Source organism: Clostridium sp. (assembly GCF_021372645.1).
Classification (GTDB): domain Bacteria; phylum Bacillota; class Clostridia; order Clostridiales; family Clostridiaceae; genus Clostridium.
This window is the reverse complement of sequence record NZ_JAJFUC010000061.1, coordinates 17,791-43,901: the sequence shown is the minus strand read 5'-3', so window position 1 is coordinate 43,901 and position 26,111 is coordinate 17,791. Positions and strand designations below refer to the sequence as shown.

22 protein-coding genes and 1 other annotated feature are annotated in these 26,111 nt (G+C 27.1%); of the genes, 2 read left to right on the top strand and 20 right to left on the bottom strand.

Going from position 1 to position 26,111, the window contains the following annotated elements; all coding sequences use genetic code 11:
- Positions 1-310: 310 nt before the first annotated feature.
- From LLF98_RS10355 to LLF98_RS10315, 9 genes are all read right to left on the bottom strand, one after another.
- Positions 311-472, bottom strand: a complete 162-nt coding sequence (locus LLF98_RS10355) for an Hsp20 family protein (RefSeq protein ID WP_291703228.1) — start codon at positions 470-472, stop codon at positions 311-313.
- An 87-nt stretch (positions 473-559) separates the two neighbouring features.
- Positions 560-1,747, bottom strand: coding sequence for a class I SAM-dependent rRNA methyltransferase (locus LLF98_RS10350; protein WP_291703223.1), 1,188 nt, complete (start codon positions 1,745-1,747; stop codon positions 560-562).
- Positions 1,748-1,877: 130 nt separating this feature from the next.
- On the bottom strand, positions 1,878-3,068 hold the full coding sequence (locus LLF98_RS10345) for a DegT/DnrJ/EryC1/StrS family aminotransferase (RefSeq protein WP_291703222.1): 1,191 nt from the start codon (positions 3,066-3,068) through the stop codon (positions 1,878-1,880).
- Positions 3,069-3,133: 65 nt separating this feature from the next.
- On the bottom strand, positions 3,134-4,294 hold the full coding sequence (locus tag LLF98_RS10340) for a methyltransferase domain-containing protein (RefSeq protein WP_291703220.1): 1,161 nt from the start codon (positions 4,292-4,294) through the stop codon (positions 3,134-3,136).
- 187 nt (positions 4,295-4,481) lie between these two features.
- Positions 4,482-5,267: a hypothetical protein gene (locus LLF98_RS10335; protein WP_291703219.1), complete on the bottom strand. Its 786-nt coding sequence runs from the start codon at positions 5,265-5,267 to the stop codon at positions 4,482-4,484.
- Between the two features lie 4 nt (positions 5,268-5,271).
- Positions 5,272-6,237, bottom strand: a complete 966-nt coding sequence (locus LLF98_RS10330; protein ID WP_291703217.1) for a hypothetical protein — start codon at positions 6,235-6,237, stop codon at positions 5,272-5,274.
- On the bottom strand, positions 6,194-7,414 hold the full coding sequence (locus tag LLF98_RS10325) for a DUF262 domain-containing protein (protein WP_291703215.1): 1,221 nt from the start codon (positions 7,412-7,414) through the stop codon (positions 6,194-6,196). Before LLF98_RS10325 ends, LLF98_RS10330 begins: the two co-directional genes overlap by 44 nt.
- 175 nt (positions 7,415-7,589) lie before the next feature.
- On the bottom strand, positions 7,590-8,765 hold the full coding sequence (locus tag LLF98_RS10320; RefSeq protein WP_291703213.1) for a DegT/DnrJ/EryC1/StrS aminotransferase family protein: 1,176 nt from the start codon (positions 8,763-8,765) through the stop codon (positions 7,590-7,592).
- Positions 8,766-9,099: 334 nt separating this feature from the next.
- A complete protein-coding gene (locus LLF98_RS10315; protein WP_291703211.1) occupies positions 9,100-10,806 on the bottom strand; it encodes a ribonuclease J in 1,707 nt (568 codons plus the stop codon).
- A gap of 378 nt (positions 10,807-11,184) precedes the next feature.
- On the opposite strand from LLF98_RS10315, the gene LLF98_RS10310 reads away from it, so the two are divergent.
- On the top strand, positions 11,185-13,587 hold the full coding sequence (locus LLF98_RS10310) for an MASE3 domain-containing protein (protein ID WP_291703209.1): 2,403 nt from the start codon (positions 11,185-11,187) through the stop codon (positions 13,585-13,587).
- A gap of 292 nt (positions 13,588-13,879) precedes the next feature.
- Here the strand turns inward: LLF98_RS10310 and LLF98_RS10305 are convergent, their stop codons facing one another.
- The 3 genes from LLF98_RS10305 to LLF98_RS10295 all read right to left on the bottom strand — a co-directional run bounded on the left by LLF98_RS10305 (position 13,880) and on the right by LLF98_RS10295 (position 18,066).
- Positions 13,880-14,650, bottom strand: coding sequence for a DUF4931 domain-containing protein (locus LLF98_RS10305; RefSeq protein WP_291703208.1), 771 nt, complete (start codon positions 14,648-14,650; stop codon positions 13,880-13,882).
- A 28-nt stretch (positions 14,651-14,678) separates the two neighbouring features.
- Entirely contained in the window at positions 14,679-16,652 is a 1,974-nt protein-coding gene (gene pulA, locus LLF98_RS10300; protein ID WP_291703206.1) for a type I pullulanase, read from the bottom strand.
- A 73-nt stretch (positions 16,653-16,725) separates the two neighbouring features.
- Entirely contained in the window at positions 16,726-18,066 is a 1,341-nt protein-coding gene (locus LLF98_RS10295) for an alpha-amylase family glycosyl hydrolase (RefSeq protein WP_291703204.1), read from the bottom strand.
- A gap of 528 nt (positions 18,067-18,594) precedes the next feature.
- Between LLF98_RS10295 and LLF98_RS10290 the strand changes: the two genes are divergently transcribed.
- Positions 18,595-19,101, top strand: coding sequence for a hypothetical protein (locus tag LLF98_RS10290; RefSeq protein ID WP_291703202.1), 507 nt, complete (start codon positions 18,595-18,597; stop codon positions 19,099-19,101).
- Between the two features lie 183 nt (positions 19,102-19,284).
- Here the strand turns inward: LLF98_RS10290 and LLF98_RS10285 are convergent, their stop codons facing one another.
- From LLF98_RS10285 to LLF98_RS10250, 8 genes are all read right to left on the bottom strand, one after another.
- On the bottom strand, positions 19,285-20,313 hold the full coding sequence (locus tag LLF98_RS10285; protein ID WP_291703200.1) for an alpha/beta hydrolase: 1,029 nt from the start codon (positions 20,311-20,313) through the stop codon (positions 19,285-19,287).
- Positions 20,314-21,056: 743 nt separating this feature from the next.
- Entirely contained in the window at positions 21,057-21,215 is a 159-nt protein-coding gene (locus LLF98_RS10280; protein WP_291703198.1) for a hypothetical protein, read from the bottom strand.
- Positions 21,216-21,331: 116 nt separating this feature from the next.
- On the bottom strand, positions 21,332-21,685 hold the full coding sequence (locus tag LLF98_RS10275) for an arsenate reductase family protein (protein WP_291703196.1): 354 nt from the start codon (positions 21,683-21,685) through the stop codon (positions 21,332-21,334).
- Between the two features lie 219 nt (positions 21,686-21,904).
- Positions 21,905-22,618 (bottom strand): purine-nucleoside phosphorylase, encoded by a 714-nt coding sequence (deoD, locus tag LLF98_RS10270; protein ID WP_291703195.1) that lies wholly within the window; start codon positions 22,616-22,618, stop codon positions 21,905-21,907.
- 74 nt (positions 22,619-22,692) lie between these two features.
- Positions 22,693-23,343, bottom strand: coding sequence for a deoxyribose-phosphate aldolase (deoC, locus tag LLF98_RS10265; RefSeq protein WP_291703194.1), 651 nt, complete (start codon positions 23,341-23,343; stop codon positions 22,693-22,695).
- 281 nt (positions 23,344-23,624) lie between these two features.
- Entirely contained in the window at positions 23,625-24,791 is a 1,167-nt protein-coding gene (locus LLF98_RS10260) for an aminotransferase class I/II-fold pyridoxal phosphate-dependent enzyme (RefSeq protein WP_291703193.1), read from the bottom strand.
- A complete protein-coding gene (locus tag LLF98_RS10255) occupies positions 24,788-25,267 on the bottom strand; it encodes an Lrp/AsnC family transcriptional regulator (RefSeq protein WP_291703191.1) in 480 nt (159 codons plus the stop codon). The genes LLF98_RS10260 and LLF98_RS10255 overlap by 4 nt, the downstream gene beginning before the upstream one ends.
- 47 nt (positions 25,268-25,314) lie before the next feature.
- Positions 25,315-25,620, bottom strand: a binding site (T-box leader).
- 322 nt (positions 25,621-25,942) lie between these two features.
- Positions 25,943-26,098 (bottom strand): zinc-ribbon domain-containing protein, encoded by a 156-nt coding sequence (locus LLF98_RS10250; protein ID WP_291703189.1) that lies wholly within the window; start codon positions 26,096-26,098, stop codon positions 25,943-25,945.
- Positions 26,099-26,111 lie beyond the last annotated feature (13 nt).

The window sequence follows — 26,111 nt, the reverse complement described above, 5'->3', positions numbered from 1 at the left end:
AATTAAATTTATTGATGCATTCTTCCCAACTGGCATTATCTAATTTTCTAGACATATTAGTCCTCCCATTAATAATTATTTAATTTAACTTTATCAATGAGAGGACAGGCTATCTAGATACTTAATTTTTTACGCTTACATTCATATTAACATAAATATTATATAAAAAATAGATTTTTTAAGCATATAAATGAGATAGCTAAGAATTTATTTTCTGCAACATTCTTAACTATCTCAAAAATATATTATTCAATTATATATATTACTTAAACTTCATCTTAAAAAACTAATTAAATCATTTAAATCTTATTTATTCAATTGGAATTTTACTACTTTGACTAATAGTTTGGACTAATTTAGGTAAAGTAATTTGCAATTCTCCATTTTTAAATTTTGCTGAAATCTTTTCTCTATCAACATTTTCTACATGGAAGACTCTTGAAATTTGTCCATAAGATCTTTCTCTTCTAATATAATTATCCTTTTCTTCATTTCTAATTGCAGAAATAATTAATGTATTGTCCTTATATATTCAAGATTGATGTCTTCCTTTTTCACACTAATAAACTCTTACAAACACAACCTTCAAATAATTTCCTTCTGGAAACTTTTCTGTAACTGCAAAATCTCCTGGAAGACTATGCTCTTCTAAAATTTCATATTTCTTATTAGATTCTTTAAATGCTTCATCTATAAACTTCTTAAACTTATCCATATTAAAGGTAGCACAATTCGTAGAAGCTACAATTACGCCTTCATCCTCTGTTATCTCTATAGCTGATTTCATCAAATCTTTATAGTCTTTTGCTGCACTAAATCTATTATCTTTAGATGTTGCAAAGCTTGGTGGATCAAGAATAACCACATCAAATTTTAATTCTTCTTTTTTTGCGCGTTTGAAATAAAGAAAAACATCTTCAACAATTATATCATGCTTCGTAGAATCAATATTATTTATAGTAAAATTTTCAGTTGTTTTTTCTAAACTTCTACTTGCTAAGTCAACACTTGTAGTAATAGCTCCACCTTTTGCTGCTGCCATAGAAAAAGCTCCTGTATAAGAGAAAGTATTTAACACCCTTTTTCCTCTAGAATATTTATCTCTAATAGATTTTCTTACTTCCTTTTGATCTAAAAATACTCCAACCATTGCCCCATCATTTAAATAAATTGCAAAATTAACTCCATTTTCTTTTACCACAAGAGGTTCTGGAGCTTTTCTTCCACATAAATAACTGTCTTCATCCACAACCATACCATTCTCTTCAAATCTCTTTTTTTCATATATTCCATCAAAAGACACTAAGGCTTTTATAGCTTTAAGTATGTTATCTTTGAACTCATACATTCCTTTACTATACCAAGTAATAAGATAATATTCATCAAAATAATCAATAGTAAGACCGCCTATTCCATCACCTTCACCATTAAATACTCTAAATGCAGTAGTATCTTTTGAATGATAAAGCTTTATTCTTTTAGAAAATGCATTTCTAATTTTATCATAAAAGAATTTATAATCTAAATTGCTATTCTTGCTGTTACTTAAAATCCAGCCACAGCCTTTATTTTGTTTTCCATAATATCCTTTTCCTAAAAAAGCTTTTTTATCATCTATAAGAGTTATAATTTGACCTTCTTCTTTTAAAACTTTTGCATTTTCCAATACTTCTTCAAGAATTAATGGATATCCCTTTTTATATTTATTAACAAACTCTTTTTTTACTGTAAGTATTATCTCTTTCATATAAGTACCTTCCTAAACAAATTATTGTATTAAATTCTAAATAATTATATCATACATCTAAGATTGTAAATTAAAAATTTGTAGAGATGATTTAAATACTTATAGATACCAGTAGTGAAAACTGAACTTATTAGCAATTTACAGCTCTTATTATTTCAACAATATACTCTTTTTGTTCTATACTTAACTCTGGGAAGATCGGTATTGCAAATGTCCTATGTGATAAATACTCAGCTACAGGCATATCCCCTTCTTTATATCCAAGACCTTTATATACCTTCTGCAGGTGCATTGGAACTGGATAATAAACTCCTGTGCTTATATTTTTTTCTTTTAGCTTATTAAGCATTTCCTCTCTATTTTCAGATTGTACTACATACATATTATATACGGATTTACTTTCAGCTATTGTTATAGGCAATGTCAAAGCTGTATCTTTTAATTTTTTATCATACATTTTAGCATTTTCTCTTCTTTTTTCATTCCAATTATCTATATTCGTTAGCTTAATTCTTAAAATTGCAGCTTGAATTGTATCTAACCTTGTATTAAATCCAATCAAATAATTATAATATTTTAATGGATTATATATTGTATCATCATGTCCTTCTGAAGTTTTAACTTCTTCATTTATTTTATTTAATAAATTATAAGCTCTTTGACCATTTTCTCCACTGCCATGAGTTCTTAGTGCTCTTGCAATAGTTGCTATATTATCATCAGATGTTGTTATAATTCCACCATCCCCTGCACAGCCAAGATTTTTAGTTGGGAAAAATGAGAAACATCCTACATCTCCTATTGCGCCAACTTTCTTTTCTCTATATTCAGCACCAACAGCTTGTGCTGCATCTTCTATAACCTTTAAGTTATACTTTTTAGCAATTGCCATTATTTCATCCATCTTTGCTGATTGACCAAATATATGAACTGGCATAATTGCTTTTGTTTTTTTAGTAATCTTTTCTTCTATCTTTAATGGATCTATATTGTAAGTATCCTTTTCTACATCCACAAAAACAGGAATCGCACCTACAAATGAAATACTTTCTGCTGTAGCAAAAAACGTAAATGGTGTAGTTATAACTTCATCACCTTCTCCAATACCACAAGCCATAAGTGCTACAACTAAAGCATCTGTACCATTACCAACAGATATAGCGTGTTTAACTCCTATATATTCTGCAAATTCCTTTTCAAATTCTGTTACATCCTTCCCCATAATATAGCTTGCAGATGAAAGTACTTCACATACAGCCTTTACTGCTTTTTCCTCAACTATTTTGTATTGAGCTTTTAAATCAACTAATGGAATATTCATTTTTTCTATCTCCTTAATTTTACCTCGTGGTTGTTTTACCATTAGGTTATTTTCTTTCATATGCATTATTTCATTGCTTTAAACATACAAGTTTTTGTAGTTATTGATATATCCCCATTCTTTTTAATATAATCTTCTAAGTACTTTGTGAATTCTTTTTTCTTTTCTCCAACAAGTATTGAACTACCTTGAATCGTTGAAGCTTTATAAGAAACCACAGGTTTTGCATCATCTACTATGATTTTTCCTTCTAATATTTCTACATCAACTTTATTAAAATATTTTTTAAGAACTGCATCTCCATTTTCTAATTCAAACCTAGATGAATATCCGTTATTATCAATTCCAAGACTTGAATCAAATTTTTCTACAAGTTTATTTAATTCTGCCATAGTTTCACATGAATTCGCACTTACATAAAGCATGCCTCCACAAGTTAAAACTCTCTTTATTTCAGATAAAGCTTTTTCTATATCTGATGCAAAATAAATCATATGTTCTGCAATAACAATGTCAAAACTTTCATCTTCATATGGAATGTTTTCCACGTTGATTTCTTCATACTTAAAGTCATAATCTATGTCTTTTAATTTATCCTTTGCAATCTTTAACATACTTTTTGAAAAATCTGATAAAGTAATATCTAAATTTTTATAAATGCTTTCTTTATTCTTAAACCAAAGCTTTCCTGTGCCACATCCAATTTCTAATATTCTTGCATTCTTCGGAAAATTTATTTGATTAAAACACCATTTATCAAAGTCTACTTTATTTATGTTATAGCTATGGAGATTACTCCTAATGTTAAGGTTCTTATCACTTTTATATTGCTCTCTAACCCTGCTTTCCATATTAGTTATCTTTATAATATCGATTAAATTGTTAGCATCTAAAAATCCATTTTTCTTTGCTGTATTTTTAGCTTTATTAAAAACATCTATAACTGCATCAATATGTTTTTTCTTTTCTTCTAAAGCCTTCTTTTGAATGCTTATCATACTCTCCAGATTTTCTCCGCTTTCATATAAAATATGATTTATTTCATTTAATGGTAAGCCTATGAATTTTAAGGTTGTAATTTGTTGAAGCTTTAAAAAATCCTCTTCACAATAAATTCTATATCCTGCATCTGTTTTGTGTGATGGCTTAAGAAGTCCTATTTTATCATAATGAAGCAATGTTTTTACAGTTACTCCTGATTTTTTAGCAAATTCACCTATCTTCAAAATTATCACTCCCATTAAATCAATTGTAATCCCTTCCCTTAGGGCAGGGTCAACACTTATTTTTAAAAATTCTCTTGAAATAATAAAATAAACTTTATGTAATTAAATATTTTAATTACATAAAGTTTATTTTCACACCTATATATATAGATATTACTATCTTTATTCTTAAATGAATCTTATTTAATTAATTCTTATTTTTTATTATAGCTTGTTCATAAATTATTACACATAGCTTTATAGCTTTATCTAACTCAACTTTTTCTAATTTCTCTATTAGTAAATCAGCAATTAAATTTTCATACCTTTCTACTTTAGGAAGTTTTTCAAAATTTATTACATCTTCACAAAGTTTTATAATAGATTTAGTTCTATATGTAGTATCATTTAAATTAAATCTTTTTATATGCTTTTTTATAAATTCTTTTTCATTATCGTTATATTTATAATCATTGCTTGGTATAAATTCTTGATTAAGTACATCATACTGAATTCTTAATTCAATATTAGTATTAGAGTTTTTAACGCCAAAAGGCTGCAATATTATTTCAGAACCAACTCTACTTATATATTGTTTTCTTAATGTATTGTATTCATCACAAATATTTATACATGATTTTTCACAGCTTACCATTTTATTAAATTTACTAATTGTTCTTTTACTCAGTTTTCTATCTTTTTCACCAACTCGTTTAAAAGATAGATTACACTTAGAACACGTTATTGAAATATTACTAATACATTCTTTCAATAAATCAGAATTAGCCTTTTCAATTGAATGTTCTAAATGACCAGAATTTTTTTCATCAATTAAAATTCTACTATAACAATACATACAATAACCTTTTGAAGTATCTATAAGTAATTTTTTCAAATTTATACTTCCACGTTTATCCTCATATGCATAATGAACTTTACTATCATACTTTGGATTAAAATTAGGAATATCCAATAAAAGTATATTTTCACGCATAAAATCACCAACTTTTTATTTGCGTTAATAATAACTTTTGTGCATTAGATAATCTATTTTCATTAATTAACTTCAACTTATGTTCTTCTATATCTGTCCATGCATTGCTAATTTTAAGATTAAGTAAGTTTCTTAATGTAAACTCAATATGATCAGCTTTATCATCATCTTTTATATCATATATTTCTGCAAATATTTCACGTACATCCGTTACACTTCTATAGTCATTACCATCTAAGCATTGATAATTATTACTCTTCAATGCTATTATATTAAATTCCTCTGAACTTGCTATTATGTCTGGAGAGTGTGTTGTAACTATAAAATTCATCTGTTTAAAATTTTTCTTTAAAAATGGTAACATCTTTTCCTCATTCTTTGATGATAAAAATTCATTAACTTCATCAATAACTACAAATGGATTTTTTATATCTTTTTCTAAAGAATCTTCAAAATAACATATTTCTAAAAGAATTCTTATTATTGCTTGAAATCCGCTTGATAATTTTTCAAATTCATTTCCAATTTTCAATAATGGTTTTTTACCTATAATAAGATTATCCTTAATTTCAATATTAAAATCTATATTAAGTAATTCCTTAAACAACGATTTTACTCTTTTATCATAATTAAAATAAACTTGTTCAATAGATCCATTACCATCCCCGAATACATCAAAACTATCCTCTAAGTTAAAATTCTTTACATCATCTACTCTTCGTTCAACAACTTTTTTATAACTTCCTAATTCTAATCCTTTTAAAGAACTTACTTTAGTAAAATCAAAACTTCTATTTACAGAATCTATAAAATAATATCCTTCTTTTTTATACTCAAATAGAGATTTTAATACTTCTGATTTACCACTACTATTGTCTCCTATTATTATTGTATTTTTATATTTAAGTTTATTATTAAGAATCTTATTACTTATTTCCTTCAACATATTTTGATAATTCTCTGTAGACATAGTTAAACCTCTCTTTTACATTTACTTTACTTGCTGAATAACTTAAAGCTCCATCTTTAAACTCGTCACTCTTTAGTATTAAATTACAAATATCATCCTGTATTTTATATTCGCCATCTATATAAGTACTTGCTAGATATAAACTCTCTATTAATAAGTTAGGCATTCTTCCACTAAATTCAATTCTATTTATAAATTTTTCTATATTATTTTTGTACTTTAAAATAGTTGCCTCATTAAATTTGATGGCTTTATCTGAAAAATCATTAAGTAATTTAGGATACGATCCAAAATAATTATTTATTTTTATTTTTTCATCTTCTAATTTAAAGAAATATTCTACTGCTGAAAATCTTAGTAAAAGCTCAACATCTCTGCTATGCTTATGCTTAGGACCATAAATATTCCTCCACTTCATATTAGTATTATTTATAGTGTGTAACATCTCATAAAATTCACATTGGTATATACCATCTCTTAATTCTTGATTAGTAAGTTTAGTTCCACCACTATTTAAATTTTCAAATACTTTATATAATATTCTATTTTTATGTTCTTCATCATCTACTTTTATTTCTACTACTGAAATTGTAGTAAAATCTACTGTCCTTTTTATTTCAATAGGAAGCGTTTTATAACTTATATCAATTGCTTTCTCTTTTTCAGAATTATCATCAATATATTTATATTCATAAGTAACATTTTTTAACTTCCATAGTTTTTCAATCAAACTCAAGAAATCTGTTCCATCTTCTGTTAGACTTTCATCACATGTTATCTCCTGTAATTCAATTGATGTATTTGAGCTATTCTTTATATACTTGCCCTTATAATATAAAAATAAACTTATCATTCTTTGCTGTCCATCAAGTATCTCCATTTGTTTTTTTTCATTTCTTGATACATATATAGGAGGAATTGGTAACCCTCTTATTAAAGATACTGCTAAATTTTCAACTTGCTCTTGTAACCAAATAAATTTTCTTTGATACTTTGGTATTACATACAACCCTTGATCTAATCCTTCCATTAAAGTTATAAATGCCAAATCACTTTTATATTGAGTTATACTATTACTAGTTATTGAACTGTAGTCAGGTTTTTCTGCTTCCTTCTTATCTTCTTCTTCTATTTTATTAAAAATAACTTCTGCATCTATAATACTTATTTCTTGCATCTCCGTTCACCACCTATATAAATTATAATCTATATAACTTATATTTTATAGACTTTAATTATATTTATTAACATTAAAGTCTGAATTCATACATTATAAAGTTATATATTACAAAAGCAGTAGGTAAAAATTTTTCTTAACCTACTGCTTTTATTATAAACTGAACAAGCTATTATTATAATAACTCTTTAATTACTTTTAAAGTTTCCTTCGCTATATACTCCGCATCCTCAAGAGACAATGTAGTATATACTGGAAGTGTAATTTCATTTTCATATTGAGCATAAGCATTTGGATAATCCTTAATGTCATATCCAAGATTTTTGTAAAGTGTTAGCATTGGGAGAGGTTTATAATGAACATTTGTTGCTATTCCCATTTCAGCTAACTTTTGAATAACTGCATTTCTCTTTTCTTCATTAAAGCCTTTAACTCTATAAAGATATAAATGATATGATGTTTCAGTTCCATTATCATCTTTAGTAACTGGAATTATTGAAAAATCTTCTTTAGATAAAATCTCTGTGTATGTCTTGAAAATTTGTCTTCTCTTTTCAAGCATTCCTTCATATCTCTTAAGTTGAACTACACCAATTGCAGCTCCTATATCTGTTAAATTACATTTAAGTCCATCATTTATAATATCATATTCCCAAGCTCCAGCCTTAAGTTTACTTAAAGCATCCTTTGATTGACCATGCATAGCAGTAAATCTCATATATTGAAGTAGATTTTCATGTTCTTTAAAATTATTATCATTAAAAGTAACTGCTCCACCTTCACCAGTAGTTAAATTCTTAACTGCATGGAATGAGAATGAATGGAAGTCACATTGAGATCCAACTGGCTCTCCTTTGTATTTAGCACCAAAAGAATGTGCTGAATCACAAAGAATCATAATATCTTCTCTATTTTTATCTTTTAAAACTTTCTTTAATGCATCATAGTCAAATGGTAGACCCGCAATATCTACTGGCATAATTACTTTTGTCTTATCTGTAATCTTTTCAGCAACCTTATCTATATCCATTTCAAAAGTATCTTTTTTTACATCTACATATATAGGCTTAACCCCTCTATGTACAGCAACACTTGAAGTTGCAGTATAAGTATAAGGAGTAGATATAATCTCATCTCCTTCTTTTATATCAAATACCTTAAGTACTAACTCCATTGCAGCAGTTGCACTATTTAATGCTAAAGCTTTATTAACTTTTAAGTACTCTTCTATTCCTTCTTCAAACTTTGCAAGTTGTGGTCCTGAAGTAATCCATCCTGATCTTAGCACATTAGCTACTGCTTCTATTTCTTCTTCTGTTATATCAGGTGGTGAAAATGGTATTTTTTTCATATAACTCAATCCTCTCTTAGCCAAATAAAAAATTTTTAATTTAGGTATATAAAATATATTAACATCCTAACTTGTTATTTTTTTGAATGTGCCTAAATCCCTTTAGTAAAAAAATCTTATATGCTTATTATAAACTCATCCCTTAGGTTAGAGTCAAGATAAATTTCAGCATACTTAAAATTAAAATTACTTAAACGAACTAAACCACCTTTTCTAGCGAATTTTTTACAAAACTATTTTATACTAGAAATAGGTAATTTGTTATTCTAATACCTATTTGCAATTATTTATATATTAAATTAGACGTATGAGAGAATTGAATATGCCTTACTTATTATACTTCAACAATTACCGGTAAAATCATAGGTTTTCTCTTCATCTTTGTATAAACAAAATTATCTACTTCTCTTCTTATACTATTTTTTATTTCTGCCCATTGAGTTATATTATTATCTAAGCATTTTTCTACAACATTAGTAACTACACTTCTAACTTCATCAATTAGTTCTTCAGAATTTCTAACATATACAAAACCTCTTGAAACTATATCTGGTCCTGATGTTATAATTTTATTTCTTCTATCTATAGCTATAACTACTGTTATAATTCCATTTTCAGCCAAATTCTTTCTATCTCTAAGTACCATATTACCTACATCGCCCACACCCATACCATCTATAAGTACTCTTCCAAATGGCACTTTTCCTGTTACTGTACCTTTATTTCTAAGTAATTCAAGAACATCTCCAGTTCTTAAAATAAATGTATTAGATTTATCTACTCCCATACTTTGTGCTATTTTAGCATGTTTACTTAAATGCTTATACTCACCATGAACAGGTATAAAAAATTTAGGCTTTAATAAAGTTTGAATCAATCTAAGTTCTTGTTCACAAGCATGCCCTGAAACATGTATATCTTCTATTGCTTTATAAATTACATTAGCACCCTTCTCGATTAAATCATTTATTACATTTGATACAGCTTTTTCATTACCTGGTATAGGAGTTGCTGAGATAATAACTGTATCTCCTTCTTCTATTTGTATCTGCCTATGTGTTGATGCAGCTATCCTTGTAAGTGCTGCCATTGATTCTCCTTGGCTTCCGGTCGTAACAATAGTTATCTTATCATTGGAATAGTTTTTAATTTCATCTAAGCTTATTATCATATCTCCTGGAATAAATAAATATCCAAGGTCTATAGCAACTTCTGATATTTTCTCCATACTTCGACCACTAAAAGCTATCTTTCTATTATTTTTAATTGAAGAATTGCTAATCTGCTGTAGCCTATGAACATTTGATGCAAATGTAGATACTATAACCCTACCAGTTGCCTTACTAAAAAGATTGTCTAGTGTTTCACCTACTGTTTTTTCTGACATTGTATAACCTTTATGAAGACAATTAGTGCTTTCAGCCATTAAAAGCAATACACCTTTCTTACCCAATTGAGCATATCTTTGTAAATCCATAACTTTTTCATCAACTGGTGTAAAATCAACTTTAAAATCGCCTGTATGAACAATAACGCCTACAGGTGTATGTAATGCAATTGAACAACTATCTGGTATACTATGATTATTTGTAATAAATTCAATACTAATTTCATTTAATTTTATTAATTCACCTGGTTCAACTATGTTTAATGTACAGTCACTAAGTATATTATGTTCTTTTAATTTAATTTCAATTAATCCAATTGTAAGTTTTGTGCCATATACAGGAGCATTAATTTGCTTTAATACATATGGTAATGCACCTATATGATCTTCATGTCCATGGGTAATAAAAAATCCCTTTACCTTATCTTTATTTTTTATTAAGTATGTTACATCAGGAATTACAATATCAATCCCATAAAGATCTTCATCCGGAAACGCTAATCCACAATCTATAACTATTATCTCATCTTTATATTCAAAGGCAGTAATATTCTTTCCTATCTCTTCAAGCCCACCTAATGGAATCACCTTTATTGGAATTGCTCTTGGTTTAATTTTTTTATTTGTTTTAATTTTAATTTCGTTATTATCCAATTTATCACCCCTTAATATTTATACCCACAATAGGTACATTGTCTGATATTTATATATATTTATAGTTATTTGCAAATAACTATAAATATATAAGTGTTTATTTTGAATTTATTTAAATAAAAAAGAAGAGATTAAAGAGTTTTTAGATTTTCAATTAAAGGAGTTAATTATTTTATATGTTTTAACTATAGTTTTAAAATGATAATTTAAAACGTTGTCATAAAAACGATATTTTTAAAATAAATTGTAAGTAAATGAAATACGATTATCATAATGTTTTATATGTAAATGGTTTACACATAATGCAAAATGTTGTAAAATTAGACATGCAATTATTAAATAATAACACATATGAAAAATTTTACTGGGGGATTTGATATGTCTGAATACCAAAAGAAGATTCTGCAAACTATTATCATATTATTTATTGCAGTAGCATTATACTTAACTAACCTTTATGATTACTTGTTGTTTCATAGTTTTGCTGAACTATTTAGTACAACAATAGGATTTACTCTATTTGTAATAGCATGGAATTCCAGGAATTTTTCAAAACAAAATTTTGATTACTTAATATTTATAGGTATTGCATATATGTTTGTCTCATTTTTAGACTTATTACATACATTATCATACCATGGTATGAACATTTTTAAAGGTTATGATTTTTATGCCAATCAATTATGGATAGGAGCACGTTACCTTGAAAGTATTTCTCTATTAGTACCATTTATATTCATGCATTTTAAGAAACACTTAAGTCCGTATTTTACTTTTACAATTTATACTATAATTACTTTAACTATTATAGCTTCAATTTTTTATTTTAAAGTATTTCCAATATGTTTTATTGATGGAAAAGGACAAACACAATTCAAGATAATTAGCGAGTATGTGATATGCTTAATATTAATATTAGATGCTATATTATTAAGAAAGAACAAAAATAAGTTTGATGGTAAAGTTTACAAAGATTTATTATTATCTATTATTTTTACTATAGCCTCTGAATTTGAGTTTACTTTATATATAAGTAATTATGACTTTTCAAATTTATTAGGTCATTATTTTAAGATACTATCATTTTACTTTATTTATCAAGCAGTTGTAGTAACTTGCATTACAGAACCTTACCAAACCATATTCAAGGAACTAACAGATAAAGAAAAAATTATCAAGAATCAGAATGAAGAACTAGAAGCTATTATGGAAAATATGTCTGATGAATTAATTATTTTTGATAAAAATGGACAATATACCATGATTAACAAAGCATCTAGGAAACATCCTTTCTTTAATGGTACAAAATTAATAAATTTAAAGAATACCTTGAAAGAAGCTGAAAATTTTGATATAGAGGGCAATTTAATACCACTTAAAAATTTACCATCAAAAAGAGTAGCAAGGGGGGAAAAGTTTTCAGCATACAGAATTGATTCTAAAAATAATAATAGTATAATTCGCAGAGAAGTAAGTGGTACACCAATATATGATAACGAAGGTAATTTTATAGCTGGTGTATTAGTAAGTCGTGATATATGTGACAGATTAAAAAATGAAGAGAATTCATTATTAAAATCTCAATACGATTTGCTAAATAGAACAATAGAAAATCTTGATCTTGGCTATAACATAATTTCATATCCTGATTTTAAAATTACATATATGAACAATAAAGGGTATGATGATTTAAAGAAACATAATCAGAATGCAACATCGCTATCCTCTAGTATAGGAAAAATTTTTTTTGAAGCCTTTAAGTATAATATGGATGAAAAAACTGAAGTAATAAGTAATATCAAAGATTTAATAGAGAAAAATGATAGTCATTATTTCTTAAACAGAAAACATGTTGTAGCAGGAGAAGAAAAGTTTTTTAAAGTTATATTTCAACCTTTGTTTGATATAAACAAGCAGATTACCGAAATAGTTGTTATTGCAATAGATATCACTGAAGAAATAAAAGCCAAAAATAAAATAGAAAAAGCACTTAAGATTCAGGATGAAATATTTGCAAATGTATCACATGAGCTTAAAACTCCTTTGAATGTAATTTTCAGTACCAACCAATTAATGGAGTTATACTCTAAGGATCACTTACTTGAAGTTAATAAAGAAAAGATTTCTAAAAGCATAAATATCATTAAACAAAATTGCTACAGATTTACAAAACTTATCAATAATATAGTAGATATATCAAAACTGGATTCAGGATTTTTTAAATTAAATCTATCAAATGAAAATATAGTTGAGATTATAGAAGATATTGTCCAATCTGTATCAGAATATATTAAAGGAAAGGGGCTAAATATTGTTTTTGATACAAATACAGAGGAAAAAATTATTGCCTTTGATCCTGAAAAGATTGAAAGAATTATACTAAATCTTATCTCGAATTCAATTAAGTTTACAAATCTAGGTGGTATGATATTCATAAATTTAATTGATAAAGGTGATACTGTTGAAATATTAGTAAAAGACACTGGTATAGGAATGGACAAAAAACACCTAAATAATATTTTTAAAAGATTTCATCAGATAGATAAGTCTCTTTCACGTAATGCTGAAGGAAGTGGAATTGGATTATCTTTGGTAAAATCCTTAGTTAAGCTTCATGGAGGGAAAATAAGTGTTGATAGTGAAGTTGGTAATGGTAGTACATTTAAAATAGAGCTGCCTGCAAAGATTGTAGAAGATGTAGAAGTTATTGATAAAATTAAACCTATGAATAATAAAATTGAAATGATTAACATTGAGTTTTCTGATATATATTCAATATAAATTATCGTGTTATTTTCTTTAATTGTGTATTAACAGATAGTCTACATTTAAGATAAAATTAGGCTACCTATTTTTATTGTGTATATATAAACAATTTAGTCTAACAAAGCTAAATAAAAAAATATCACTATAATATAAAATTATAGTTACCTAACTTCTAATCTGTACTTATACTATTAATTTATAACCAAAACTAGAAATAAGGGGGCATGTTTTGGCGGAGTGTTATATCAAACTCTTCAGTAACGGTCACAAATGCATGCCACTTTATTTCGTTAGGTTAACGGATATACTATTCAAAATACATTGATTTTAATTTATCTGCTATTTCTCTTTCACAGCTCGATATTTGCTTTATACCATATCCAAGAAGCAATGGTGAACTAGTAAATCTTGGCATAACTTTGCATACAATCTTTTCCTTTAAATGATAAAAGAATATATTAAAGCTATCACATTTTACAAAATAATTGTTTAAGAGATAATGAACTATAATTTTAAGATTATACGAAAGTTCATTTAGTGCATATAAATTATCATTTATAATTATATTAAACTCAGTAAATCCATTAAATGGTTTAGTAGACAAAGTTACTAAACACTTATCACTTTTATGAATCTCTATTCCCTCAAAATATTCATCTTTTATTTTCAATTTATAATCAATATCATGTAGTCCTACAATTTGCATGTGAGGATGTTTTAAACTTCCTCCAGAATTTGGTCCATGATTTTTATAAAATATAACTGATTCAAACTCTCCACTTTCTTCTATATTTAGCCAATGTTTAACACCAAATCTTATTAAATCTTCCATATACTCTGCAGAATATTGTCCCATATCCTTGTCACAACTATATGTTTCTATGAGAACTAATTGATAGGTGTCTTTTATTGTTGGATACTTATTTTTAAGTAATACAAATGGACCTTTTTCATCAATTATATCAGTAAGTTTGTCTCTATTACAAAAAGGACATTCTTTTATATTTATTTTTTTAAATTCATTGGGCTTATCTTTATTAATATCATTTAAAAACACTAAATACTTTTCTTTTTGCATTTATATCACCAAAAACCTTCCTACAAAATTATTTTTTAATTAAAACAGATGCACACTTTGATGGAACTGTTATATTATTACCTGCTATAGCATAAATTTCGTCTACTCCAGCTCTTTCTTTATTCACAAGAACACTCCATCCACATTCCTTTAAATCTATAAATGCTTCTTCATCATTCGGATTGAATATTACCACTATAGTATTACATAAATTTTTCCCACTGTTATCTTCTATTCTATATGCAACAACATTTTCTTTATAAAAACTTTCTCCATATTCTAAGAATTTTATGTTCTTTTTAATTTCCTCACTTGAATTCATTCTAAAAGCTTTGTATTTTTTTCTTAATTTAATTAACCCTCTGTAATAATTAACAATATCTCTATACTCGTGAACTCTATTCCAATCTAAACTATTCACTCTATCTGGCGCATTATAACTATCATGATTAAAACTTCCATCATCATTTTTTTTAGTTCTTAAAAATTCTTCTCCTGCTTGAAAAAATGGTATCCCTTGAGAAGTTAAAACTATGGCTGCTGCTAATTTATTCATATTTTTGCGCTTTTCTTGTGATGAATCTTTATTTGACATATATAACTTATCCCATAATGTATAATTATCATGTGCCGAAATGTAATTTATGCATTGGTACGGTTCATTTGCCCATGCCCAGTGTGAATATAATATTTTATCATAATTAATACCTTCTTTTCCAATAGCTCCAACTATGCAAAATTTAATACTTTCTTCAAGACCTGTTCTACCATTTACATATCCTCTTTCATTAATGTTAAATACATGCCCTTTAACTGAATCTCTAGTATCATCGCTAAATGCTGCAATTTGCATTTTTTCAAATTTAACTATGTTTTCTTTTACTGCCGAATCTTCGCTTCTAAGTGGTGTCCATCCACCAGTCCATCCTTCACCATATATAAGTATCGAAGGATCAATTTTATCTAACTCTACTCTAATTTGCTTTATAGTTTCAATATCATGAAGTCCCATTAAATCAAATCTAAATCCATCTATATGATATTCCTTAGCCCAATAAATTACTGAATCAACAATAAGTTTTCTTACCATATATCTTTCTGAAGCTAATTCATTACCACATCCTGAACCATTTGAAAAATTACCATTTGAATCTTGGCGATAATAATATCCTGGTACTGCTAAATTAAGATTTGAATCATAACTTCTATATGTGTGATTATAAACCATATCCATAACAACTCGTATGCCTGCTCTATGAATACTTTTAACCATTTCCTTAAATTCACTAATTCTTTTTTCTCCACTAAAAGGATTTGTAGAGTAAGACCCTTCTGGTGCAAAATAATTTTTCGGATCATATCCCCAATTATATTGTGGCATATCAGGCTTGCTTTCGTCAACAGTCTCATAATCAAAAGAAGGAAGTAAATGAACATGAGTTACTCCTAAATGCTTCAAATAATCAATACCCGTTTTTGTATATTGTCCAGGAATAGTAGTTCCATGTTCGCAGAATGCAACAAATTTTCCCTTTCTTTCAAATTTAATTCCTGAATTTTTATTTATGGAAAAATCTCTTACATGAACTTCATATATTATCGATCCTGCTGCACTACTTAATTCTGGTCTTTCATCTTTATTAAAATCTATAGGATCTGTTTCGCTAAGATCAATTACCATGCCTCTATATCCGTTAACACATAGAGCTTTAGCATAGGGATCTGTTACTTCTCTCTCATTTCCACTATTAGTGACTAAATAATTATAAAATTTACCCTTTAAATCTTTCTTAACTTCTATATTCCAAGTTCCTTGCACCCCTCTGTTCATATCTAATATTTCTTCTGGAGCATCAGTATAGTTCTTCCCATCTTTTCCGAACAAAGCTAACCTTACATTATTTGCATTAGGTGCCCAAAGCACAAACTTTGTGCTATCTTTAGAATACTCCATTCCTAGCTTACCAATATAATTATTATAATCATTATCTAATAAATTCATTGTATTATTACCCCTTTGTTAATTTTATTAAATCCTTGCCCTATGGATTTTTAAACTCTCAGAACATTATTTTCTATTTCAATTCTTTTATTATTTTTGATGAAAATGCCGGTACTCGCATATTTACTTTTCCACCATTAATTACAATTTCATTTTCATCTAGTAAATCAATTCCTTCTTTAAAATGTAACTCAAAATCTAAGCAACTTTCTTTATCTGATAAATTCAAAATTATATATATTTTGTCATCCTTACAAGTTCTAGTAAAGATAAATTGTTCATTTTTAACAATAACTTGCTCATAGTTACCATATTTTAAAGCTTCACTTTCAAATCGCATTTTTCCTAATTTTTTAATTAGTTTAAATAATTTATCATTTGCTTCATCGATTTCTTCAAGTTCTAATTCTGGTCTTAAAGGCAAATCTGTCCCTTTTCCCTTAACACCTTTAATTCCATATTCACTTCCATAATAAATGCTTGGTACACCTGGCATTGTATATAATAGTGTATAAACATTATATATATATTCTGGATTTTTTAAAATACTAGCTACTCTATTTACATCATGATTATCTGCAAAATTATACAAACACAAATCCTTATAAATTCCACCATTTCCAAATAATCTGTTTAATGAATATGCAATTTCAAAATAATTCTTATCATTGTGACTTGAATAATTCCCCTTATAACATTCATAATTTGTTACAGAATCTAAACTTTCAGCATTCGCCCATCTAGTATAATCCCCATGAATAACTTCACCCATAAGCCAAAAATCATCTTTTTTAGTTTCTGTAAATTTCTTTAGCACCGTAAAAAATTCAAAGTCTATACTGTCTGCGGCATCTAATCTTAATCCATCTATATTGAACTCATCTATCCAAGCTTCTACTGCATGTAATAAATGATCTAAAACTTCTTTATTTTTCAAATTAAGTTTTACCAAATCATAGCAACCATTCCAGCCTTGATAATTAAATTCATCCCCCATCGGACTTCTGCTATCAAAATTTAAGTTTTGAAACCAATTGCAATATCTAGAATTTCTTCCGTTCTCTTGAACATCCTTAAATGCCCAAAATTCTCTTCCTACATGATTAAATACTCCATCTAATATTACTTTTATATTATTTTCATGAAGCTTTTCACACAATTCTTGAAAATCCTTATTGGTTCCAAGTCTTTTATCAATTTTATAATAATCTTTTGTATCATATCCATGATAACTTGACTCAAAGACTGGTCCAAAATAAATTGCATTTATACTCATTTCTTTTAAATGAGGTATCCATTTTTCAATTTTAATTAATCTATTCTCTTCTTCATACACTGTACTCGGCTCTAAAACTCCACAAAATCCAAGTGTATAAAATTGATAAAATATGCTCTCTCTAATCCATGAATTCATAACGTTCTCCCCTTCTGTTACATATATTATATCACTTTAATTGTATATTCTACCATTTTGATTGTAGTTATATTTTATAAATTTCATAAAATTAACTTTTAGAATTATTTATCTTATTATTAATTTATGCACTATTAACTTTATTAATTATAATTTAAATAAGAATATATATACTTTAATGTGACTTTACAACATTTATATAAATATTTAATTTTTAAAGTAATATTTTGAAATATTTATTATGAATTTACTCTAAAATTGAAATAATTTCATTATCTATATCGTATTTTAAATTATTTTATAGAATCTTACACATATGTACACTGTAATTATCCAAGAATTTTCTATACTTAGGAATACCTATTAAAATTTCTATTTTTAATTTAACATTAAATTCTTTATACAGACAAATTATTCCAAATTTCACATCCCTAAATAATTATTGATAAACTTAAGTAAAAAAATAATATTTTTTTCATTTTTTTCACATACTAATTGTTGAAATTAAACATTTACGGAGGTATGAAAATGAATAGAAAAGTTATAAAATGTATGATAACTTCTTTAGTATTTATTGGTTGCTTATCAACCATTTGCAAAACAACAATAGCTGGTACAATGTCTTATTCTCTTAATGATTTAGAATCTTCAACTTTTTATGCTCATAATGATAATGTTGAGAAAAGTAATGATGCTAAAAAAGATAAACATAAAGGTTTTGATTTATTTAATAAAGAAAATTTTAAATATCTTTCTTCTGATCAAAAAAAGGAATTACTAGAATTAAAAAAATGTAAAGATAAAGGTGAAAAACTTTCAGAGGATCAACAGAAAACTCTACATTCCATTAGGGATTGTATTGTTAAAGGAAAACTTGGAGATGAAAACTACAAAGATTTTAAATCTCTAATGGAAAAGAAAAGGTCTAATGAAAAATTAACAACTGAAGAAGAGACAAAATTAAAAGAATATAAAGATATAATTGATGGTTCTAAACTTTCTACTAAAGAAATATTTAATGAATTCTTTAGATAAAGTTATATACTTAAGTATATAACTTTATTAAAAAATACTTCTAAAATTAATTATTTCAAATTATTTAGATATATACTTTAAATTAATGCACAATTCATACCCTTTAGGGTATCCTGTGGACAAAAAATAACAGACCAATATGCTTATCTATTTGGTCTGTTACTTTATTTCATATGCCCAAGATTACTCTTTTACGTTATTCTCATAAAATGATATTACCTTATCAATAACAGCAAATACTATTTCATCTCTCTCAAAATAAGATTCATGCTTTGATTCCTTTACATGAATTAGTTCACAATTTTTAGCGTAAGTTGCAAACTTATTTTGTCCTCTTGGAATTACATACGTATCATATTCTGCTTGAAATAATAATATCGGTATTTTTACTTTTGAAGCATTTTCTTTTTTTATAAGTTTTTTAGTTGCTTTCAGACTTTCTAAATACCACAGAGCAGATGAACCACCACTATGATATGCCTTATTCCTTTTAATCTTATCCTGTAGATATTCATATCTTTCTTTACAACTAGTCGAACTGCTAGGGAATTTTTTTTCTCCTGTATAAGGTATTTGACCTGGAAGATACTTTTTTTCATTTCCACAAAGTTTCATTCCTATAGATACAATATTTGCTAAAATCTTTGGTGATTTGCCTGTATTCATTTCATGCATTGGTGAACTCAGTACAGCAGCTTTAAAATAATTAGTATATTCCTCCAAAAAAATAGTACCTATCCCTCCACCCATAGAATGTGCAAATAATAATAAGCTTCTATTATTACTATTGGGAATAACAATTTCATCTATAAATTTCTTAAAATCTTCAACATAATAGTCGAATTTTTCAACATTAATTTGTGAAGTATCTATTCCAAGCCTTTGAGATCGCCCATGTCCTCTGTGTTCAATTATAAAAACAGAATATCCTTCTTGCATAAAATAATAAATTAACTCGTAATACTTTTCAGTGCACTCTCTAAGACCATGGCAAATAACTATATTTGCTTTTGGATTTTTGACAATAAATTCTTCATAATAAAGTTTTAAATTTTTCTTCCCCATTATATATCCATGTTCTAATTTTTTCTTTAAATACGGTTCAACTTTCTTTAACATATCTTCTTTGTAATTTTTTTGATGAATATATTTTTTTGCGTCCTCAAAATCAAAATCTGAAAATATTTTTGTAGCTGTATTGACCATATTCATTACTAAACCCTCCCATGTTTACGTTTTTATTGTTAATAATTTACATATTATGTATATCATTCTAAATTAATTGTAAAATATTTTCTTTAAATCTATTATAAATTTAAGTTAAAATATTATTAACTCACAAAAGGGCATTTAATGCTGCGATATTTACTTCATGTCTATAGTTAATCTTTGTAATTTAAAATATCCGCTAAAAGAATTATTGTTATAAATTACATATAATAATTAAAATATAATTAGAATTTTGACTTTATCTAATTATGATTACATGAAAAATATGATTATTTAACTATATTATTCTATATTTTCTGTCTTTTGTCAAAATAAGTTTTTACTCTTTGTATTCCTAATATAATAATTGATTTATTGATAAATAATTTAACTTTAACTATTCTAAATTTATATATTTTTAGTAGTTTTTAACGATGTTTCCCTCATAAATATTACATCTTATCCTACATATTTAGATGTTTGTTAAAAACTTTAATGATTTAATTAGTACTCTAATAAAAAAAATAATAAACCAGTATGCTTGCCTATTTTGCGCCATACTATGTCATCAAGTTCTTCTAATAGGCTTGCTATGAGCAAAACTTGCTTCCTTGTCTGACGCAAAATATACATCGCATCTTTGGTCTATTATTTTCTTTCATGTACCTTAAATAAAGGATGAATTTTTTATAATTTCATCCTTTATTTCTAACCTTAATAAATAATTAATGTTTTTAGTTCTATTCTTACTGTATTGATGATGCTTTTGCATTTCCTGTTTTAGCTTTTCCTTGTATCTCTATTGGAATTTGCTTAGAATCATTTTTTTTATAATTTGTTTTATGATTACTTTCTGTTCCATGTGGATCACTTAGATCGGGTCTTCTCATTCCTGCTTTTGCCATAAATACTCATATCCTTTCTAAAGCATATTTAAAAATAAAATAATCTTAACTTTAGTATTCTGAAAAAATTTATATAGTATACATCAATTTTAATAGAAACTTTTGGTACATTTAACCTATATAAGATTATTCTCTATCCAATTATTCCACACCTCTAGACTATATCCAACAGTTGCTTCCTTACCATTTCTTACGATTGGAGTATTCATAACTTTTTGATTTTTTAATAATAGTTCAGCTTTTATTTCATTACTTCTAATATTATTAAAATTTAATTTTGTATAATCCTTTGATTTATTATTTATTAAATCTTTAATACTTACTGAGTGAAGTACACTGTTAAGTTCACCTTTACTCATAGGTTTCTCATTTAAATCAATAAATTGAAATTGTATTTTTCTTTCCTTAAAAAAGCGCTCTGCTTTCTTAGTATCAAAACATTTTTTAGTCCCAAATATTTGTATATTCATAAATTAATCTTCCTCACCTAATTTTTTTTAAATCTAAAACATAAGTATTTTGCATTTTCTTTAAATCTGATAATTTAAATATCCTTGAAATGAAAGCTCTTTTATATCTTTTATGTTCTGAAATTATGAATTAATACATAAAATTCTCAATTATAGTCAAGAAAATTTTACAAAAAGACTTGGAAATCAATCCAAGTCCTTTTGAATTATTTTAAATTATTATTTATTTAAGCTAACTATTGTATCAAGTGCAACTTCTATCATATTAGTAAATGTTGTTTGTCTTTCTTCTGCACTTGTAACTTCTCCAGTTACAAAATGATCACTTACTGTAAGTAATGCTAATGCATTAACTGCAAACTTTGCTGCAATTGTATATAATGCTGCTGCTTCCATTTCTACTCCTAAGCATCCAAACTTAGCCCACTTCTTCCAATCTTCGTTGTCATCACCATAAAATATATCTGAACTATATATGCTTCCTACCTTAGGATCAAAACCTTTTTGAACTGCTATATCGTATGCAGGCTTTAATAATTCAAAACTTGCTGTTGGTGCAAATGTTCTTCCTTGGAATCTTACTAAGTTAATATTTGAGTCTGTTGAAGCTGACATTGCTATTATAAGATCTCTAACCTTAACCTTTTCACTATACCCACCACAAGTTCCAACTCTTATAAGATTTTTAACTCCATAACTTTGAATTAATTCATTAGTATATATTGATATTGATGGTATACCCATTCCTGTTCCTTGAACTGAAATCTTTTTACCTTTATATGTTCCTGTAAATCCATACATTCCTCTAACTTCATTGTAACAAACTGCATCTTCTAAAAATGTTTCCGCAATAAACTTAGCTCTTAAAGGATCTCCTGGTAATAATACATTTTCTGCAATAGCACCTTGTGGTGCATTAATATGAATACTCATTTTATTCCTCCGTATCTTTGAATTTTAATATTTACTTATCAGCTTATTAAATATTGTATATTGTCATTTTTTGATTACTTGCTTTCACTAACAATAACAATACTCGCACTAGCACCTATTCTGCTTGCTCCTGCATTTATCATATCCATTGCAGTCTTATAATCTCTAACTCCACCTGATGCTTTTACTCCCAAACTTTCCCCTACAGTTTTTCTCATAAGAGCAATATCCTCTTTTGTTGCTCCACTACTTGAAAAACCTGTTGATGTTTTAACAAAGTCAGCTTTAGCTTCTTTAGATATTTCACATGCTTTAACTTTTTCGTCATTGGTTAACAAACATGTTTCAATAATAACTTTAACTATTGCTTTTCCTTTGGCTGCATTTACTACTGCTTCTATATCTTCCTTAAGAAGGTCATAATTTTTATCTTTTAATGCGCCTACATTTATAACCATATCAATTTCATTAGCGCCATTTTCAATAGCTTGAGTTGTTTCAAATGCTTTAACTTCCTTAGTCATTGCTCCTAGTGGGAATCCAACTACTACACAAGTTTTAACATCACTTCCTGCAAGTTCAGTACTAACCAACTTTGCGTAATATCCATTTACACAGACTGATGCAAAATTATATTCCTTGGCTTCTCTGCAAAGTTTTTTTACCTCTTCAACTGTTGTTTCTGGCTTTAATATTGTGTGATCTATATATTTTGCTAAGTTCATTTTATATCTCTCCTTTATTTAAATAATTAATATTTAAAATCATGAAATTTCATAATCTAAACTCTAAAAAACATATTTATATTAATGTTATTTATACTTATATATAATATGTTAACTTTTATATTATACGCATAATTTAGGATTATACCACGTTGTATATCTTAGTAATTTAACTATATTTTTTTCTGAACCTCGAATTATCATTTTCGGTGCAATAGATAAAAATAGAGCATTCCTAATTTCCAGTTATTTTAGGTTGCTCTATTTATTATAATACTACTTTATTTTAAAGTATTAACAAATTTTTCTATTCTTTTTAATGCTTTAATAATATCATCCATAGAAGAAGCATAACAAACTCTTATAAATCCTTCTCCACAATCACCAAAGGCATTACCTGGAATAACTAAAACTTTTTCACTTACTAATAACTGTTCACAGAACTCATCTGAAGTTATTCCCGTAGATTTAATACTTGGGAATATATAAAATGCTCCAAGTGGTTCAAAGCAGTCTAATCCGATTTTTCTGAATCCATCTACTAAAACTCGTCTTCTTCTATTATATTCTCTAGACATTTCTTTTACGCTGCTATCTCCACTTTTTAACGCTTCAATAGCTGCATATTGAGCTGTTGTTGGTGAACTCATTATTGCATATTGATGAATTTTCTTCATAGCATCTATTAAAATTGGATGGCCGCAAATATATCCCAGTCTCCATCCAGTCATTGCATATGACTTAGAAAAACCATTTATAACCAATGTCTTTTCCTTCATTTCTGGAAAAGATGCTATTGAAACATGTTTATCTCCATAGCAAAGTTCTGAATATATTTCATCTGAAATTACAATGATATTTTTATCTTTTAAAACTTCTACTATTCCAGCAAGTTCATCTCTTGTCATTACTGCACCTGTTGGATTATTCGGAAATGGTATTATAACTACCTTTGTTTTAGGAGTAATAGCTGCCTCTAAAGCTTCTGGCATAAGTTTGAATTTATCTTCGACTTTAAGATTTAGCACCTTGGCTTTTGCTCCTGTAAAAGCTGTACAGCCTTTATATGCAACAAAGCTTGGTTCTGGAACTATAACTTCATCTCCAGGTCCAACTAAAGCTCTAAGTGCTATATCAATCCCTTCACTTCCTCCAACCGTAACTAGTATTTCATTTTCCGGATTATAAGCAAGATCAAATCGCCTATGAAGATATTTTGCTATCTCAGTACGTAGTTCAATAAATCCTGCATTTGAAGAGTAATGAGTATGTCCTTGTTCCAGAGAATAAATACCAGCTTCTCTTACATTCCAAGGAGTAACAAAATCTGGTTCTCCAACTCCAAGAGAAATTACGTCATCCATTTCATTTATAAGATCAAAATATTTTCGTATACCTGATGGAGGCATATCTTTAACATAATCTAAGATCATATCTTCTAATATCATATAAATATTGCCTCCCTATCTTCTAATTTCTTTTCTTTAAATATTGTTCCATGATCTTTATATTTTTTTAGTACAAAATGAGTACCAGTACTTAATACATATTGTTGCGTCGCAAGTTTTTCAGATACAAAAAGTGCTACTTGCTTCATTGTCTTTCCTTCAACAATAACTGTTAAATCAAATCCCCCAGACATTAAATAACATGCCTTTACTTCTGAAAATTTATATATTCTCTCTGCAACCTTATCAAAACCTTCACCTCTTTGAGGTGTTATCTTAACTTCAATTAAGGCTGTAACTGTTTCACTACCTGTGTTTTCCCAATTTATGAGAGTTGTATAACCAGCTATTATGCTCTGTTCTTCATAATCTCTAATTGCCTCTCTAACTTCTTCAACAGTCTTACCTGCCATAACAGCAATTTGTTCATCAGTATATCTACTATTTTTTTCTAATATTTCAAGTATTTCCTCCATCGAAAATAACCCCCTTAAATTTTAACATAAAAAAGCCCCCATCCCAAACAAGGGACGAAGGAATTACTTCGCGGTACCACCCTAATAAACAATATAATTATTGTTCACTCAGTTAGAGTACATTATAATACTCCACCCCTATAACATGAGGATCACGTTATAACCTAATTAAAAATCATCCCTTAAATAAAAATAGCTAATCATTTAGAAATTTACATTTAAGACTTATAATTTTTATTTTTCAGTTATAAAATTCAAAGGCTGCTTCTATAAAGTTTACTTACTAGATTTCCACCAAGCTCTAGCTCTCTAAAAAGTTTACTTAATATACTATTCCTTATCAATATCTTTAACATATGATTTTCAATTGAATTTAATTCATTTCAATGTACATTACAAATATTAAATTCTCAAAATAAAAAGATTATAAAAATAATTTTTCATTTATTTTTTATTCAAACCTTTCTTTATATTATACTCTCAAATGCATAAAAAATTCAATAGCATTTTCATATTTTTTTGAATGTGCCTTATATATTGCAATTAACAATGCATAATTTACAACGTTCAGCTAATAATAAAGTTTCCTTGAAATTAATAAAATATATATATTTAAGAAGAGCCATAAGGTTTGATCTCATGGCTCTTTGATAAATCAACAAAATCCGTTATTGATTATCTTCTGTTGTTTTGTTGCTTTCTAGCTCTTCTACAATCAGCACATCTTGTTGGCTCATTTTCAAATCCTTTTTCCTTGTAGAATTCTTGCTCTCCTACAGTGAAAATAAATTCATCGCCACAATCTCTGCATATTAATTTCTTATCTTCCATTCTAATGTTCCAT

Bases quoted from the DNA above. Each gene is read 5' to 3' on its own strand.
- LLF98_RS10350 (WP_291703223.1), bottom strand. From the start codon at position 1,747: ATGAAAGAGATAATACTTACAGTAAAAAAAGAGTTTGTTAATAAATAT.
- LLF98_RS10345 (WP_291703222.1), bottom strand. From the start codon at position 3,068: ATGAATATTCCATTAGTTGATTTAAAAGCTCAATACAAAATAGTTGAG.
- LLF98_RS10335 (WP_291703219.1), bottom strand. From the start codon at position 5,267: ATGCGTGAAAATATACTTTTATTGGATATTCCTAATTTTAATCCAAAG.
- LLF98_RS10330 (WP_291703217.1), bottom strand. From the start codon at position 6,237: ATGTCTACAGAGAATTATCAAAATATGTTGAAGGAAATAAGTAATAAG.
- LLF98_RS10325 (WP_291703215.1), bottom strand. From the start codon at position 7,414: ATGCAAGAAATAAGTATTATAGATGCAGAAGTTATTTTTAATAAAATA.
- LLF98_RS10320 (WP_291703213.1), bottom strand. From the start codon at position 8,765: ATGAAAAAAATACCATTTTCACCACCTGATATAACAGAAGAAGAAATA.
- LLF98_RS10310 (WP_291703209.1), top strand. From the start codon at position 11,185: ATGTCTGAATACCAAAAGAAGATTCTGCAAACTATTATCATATTATTT.
- LLF98_RS10305 (WP_291703208.1), bottom strand. From the start codon at position 14,650: ATGCAAAAAGAAAAGTATTTAGTGTTTTTAAATGATATTAATAAAGAT.
- pulA (WP_291703206.1), bottom strand. From the start codon at position 16,652: ATGAATTTATTAGATAATGATTATAATAATTATATTGGTAAGCTAGGA.
- LLF98_RS10295 (WP_291703204.1), bottom strand. From the start codon at position 18,066: ATGAATTCATGGATTAGAGAGAGCATATTTTATCAATTTTATACACTT.
- LLF98_RS10290 (WP_291703202.1), top strand. From the start codon at position 18,595: ATGAATAGAAAAGTTATAAAATGTATGATAACTTCTTTAGTATTTATT.
- LLF98_RS10285 (WP_291703200.1), bottom strand. From the start codon at position 20,313: ATGAATATGGTCAATACAGCTACAAAAATATTTTCAGATTTTGATTTT.
- LLF98_RS10280 (WP_291703198.1), bottom strand. From the start codon at position 21,215: ATGGCAAAAGCAGGAATGAGAAGACCCGATCTAAGTGATCCACATGGA.
- LLF98_RS10275 (WP_291703196.1), bottom strand. From the start codon at position 21,685: ATGAATATACAAATATTTGGGACTAAAAAATGTTTTGATACTAAGAAA.
- deoD (WP_291703195.1), bottom strand. From the start codon at position 22,618: ATGAGTATTCATATTAATGCACCACAAGGTGCTATTGCAGAAAATGTA.
- deoC (WP_291703194.1), bottom strand. From the start codon at position 23,343: ATGAACTTAGCAAAATATATAGATCACACAATATTAAAGCCAGAAACA.
- LLF98_RS10260 (WP_291703193.1), bottom strand. From the start codon at position 24,791: ATGATATTAGAAGATATGATCTTAGATTATGTTAAAGATATGCCTCCA.
- LLF98_RS10255 (WP_291703191.1), bottom strand. From the start codon at position 25,267: ATGGAGGAAATACTTGAAATATTAGAAAAAAATAGTAGATATACTGAT.
- LLF98_RS10250 (WP_291703189.1), bottom strand. From the start codon at position 26,098: ATGGAAGATAAGAAATTAATATGCAGAGATTGTGGCGATGAATTTATT.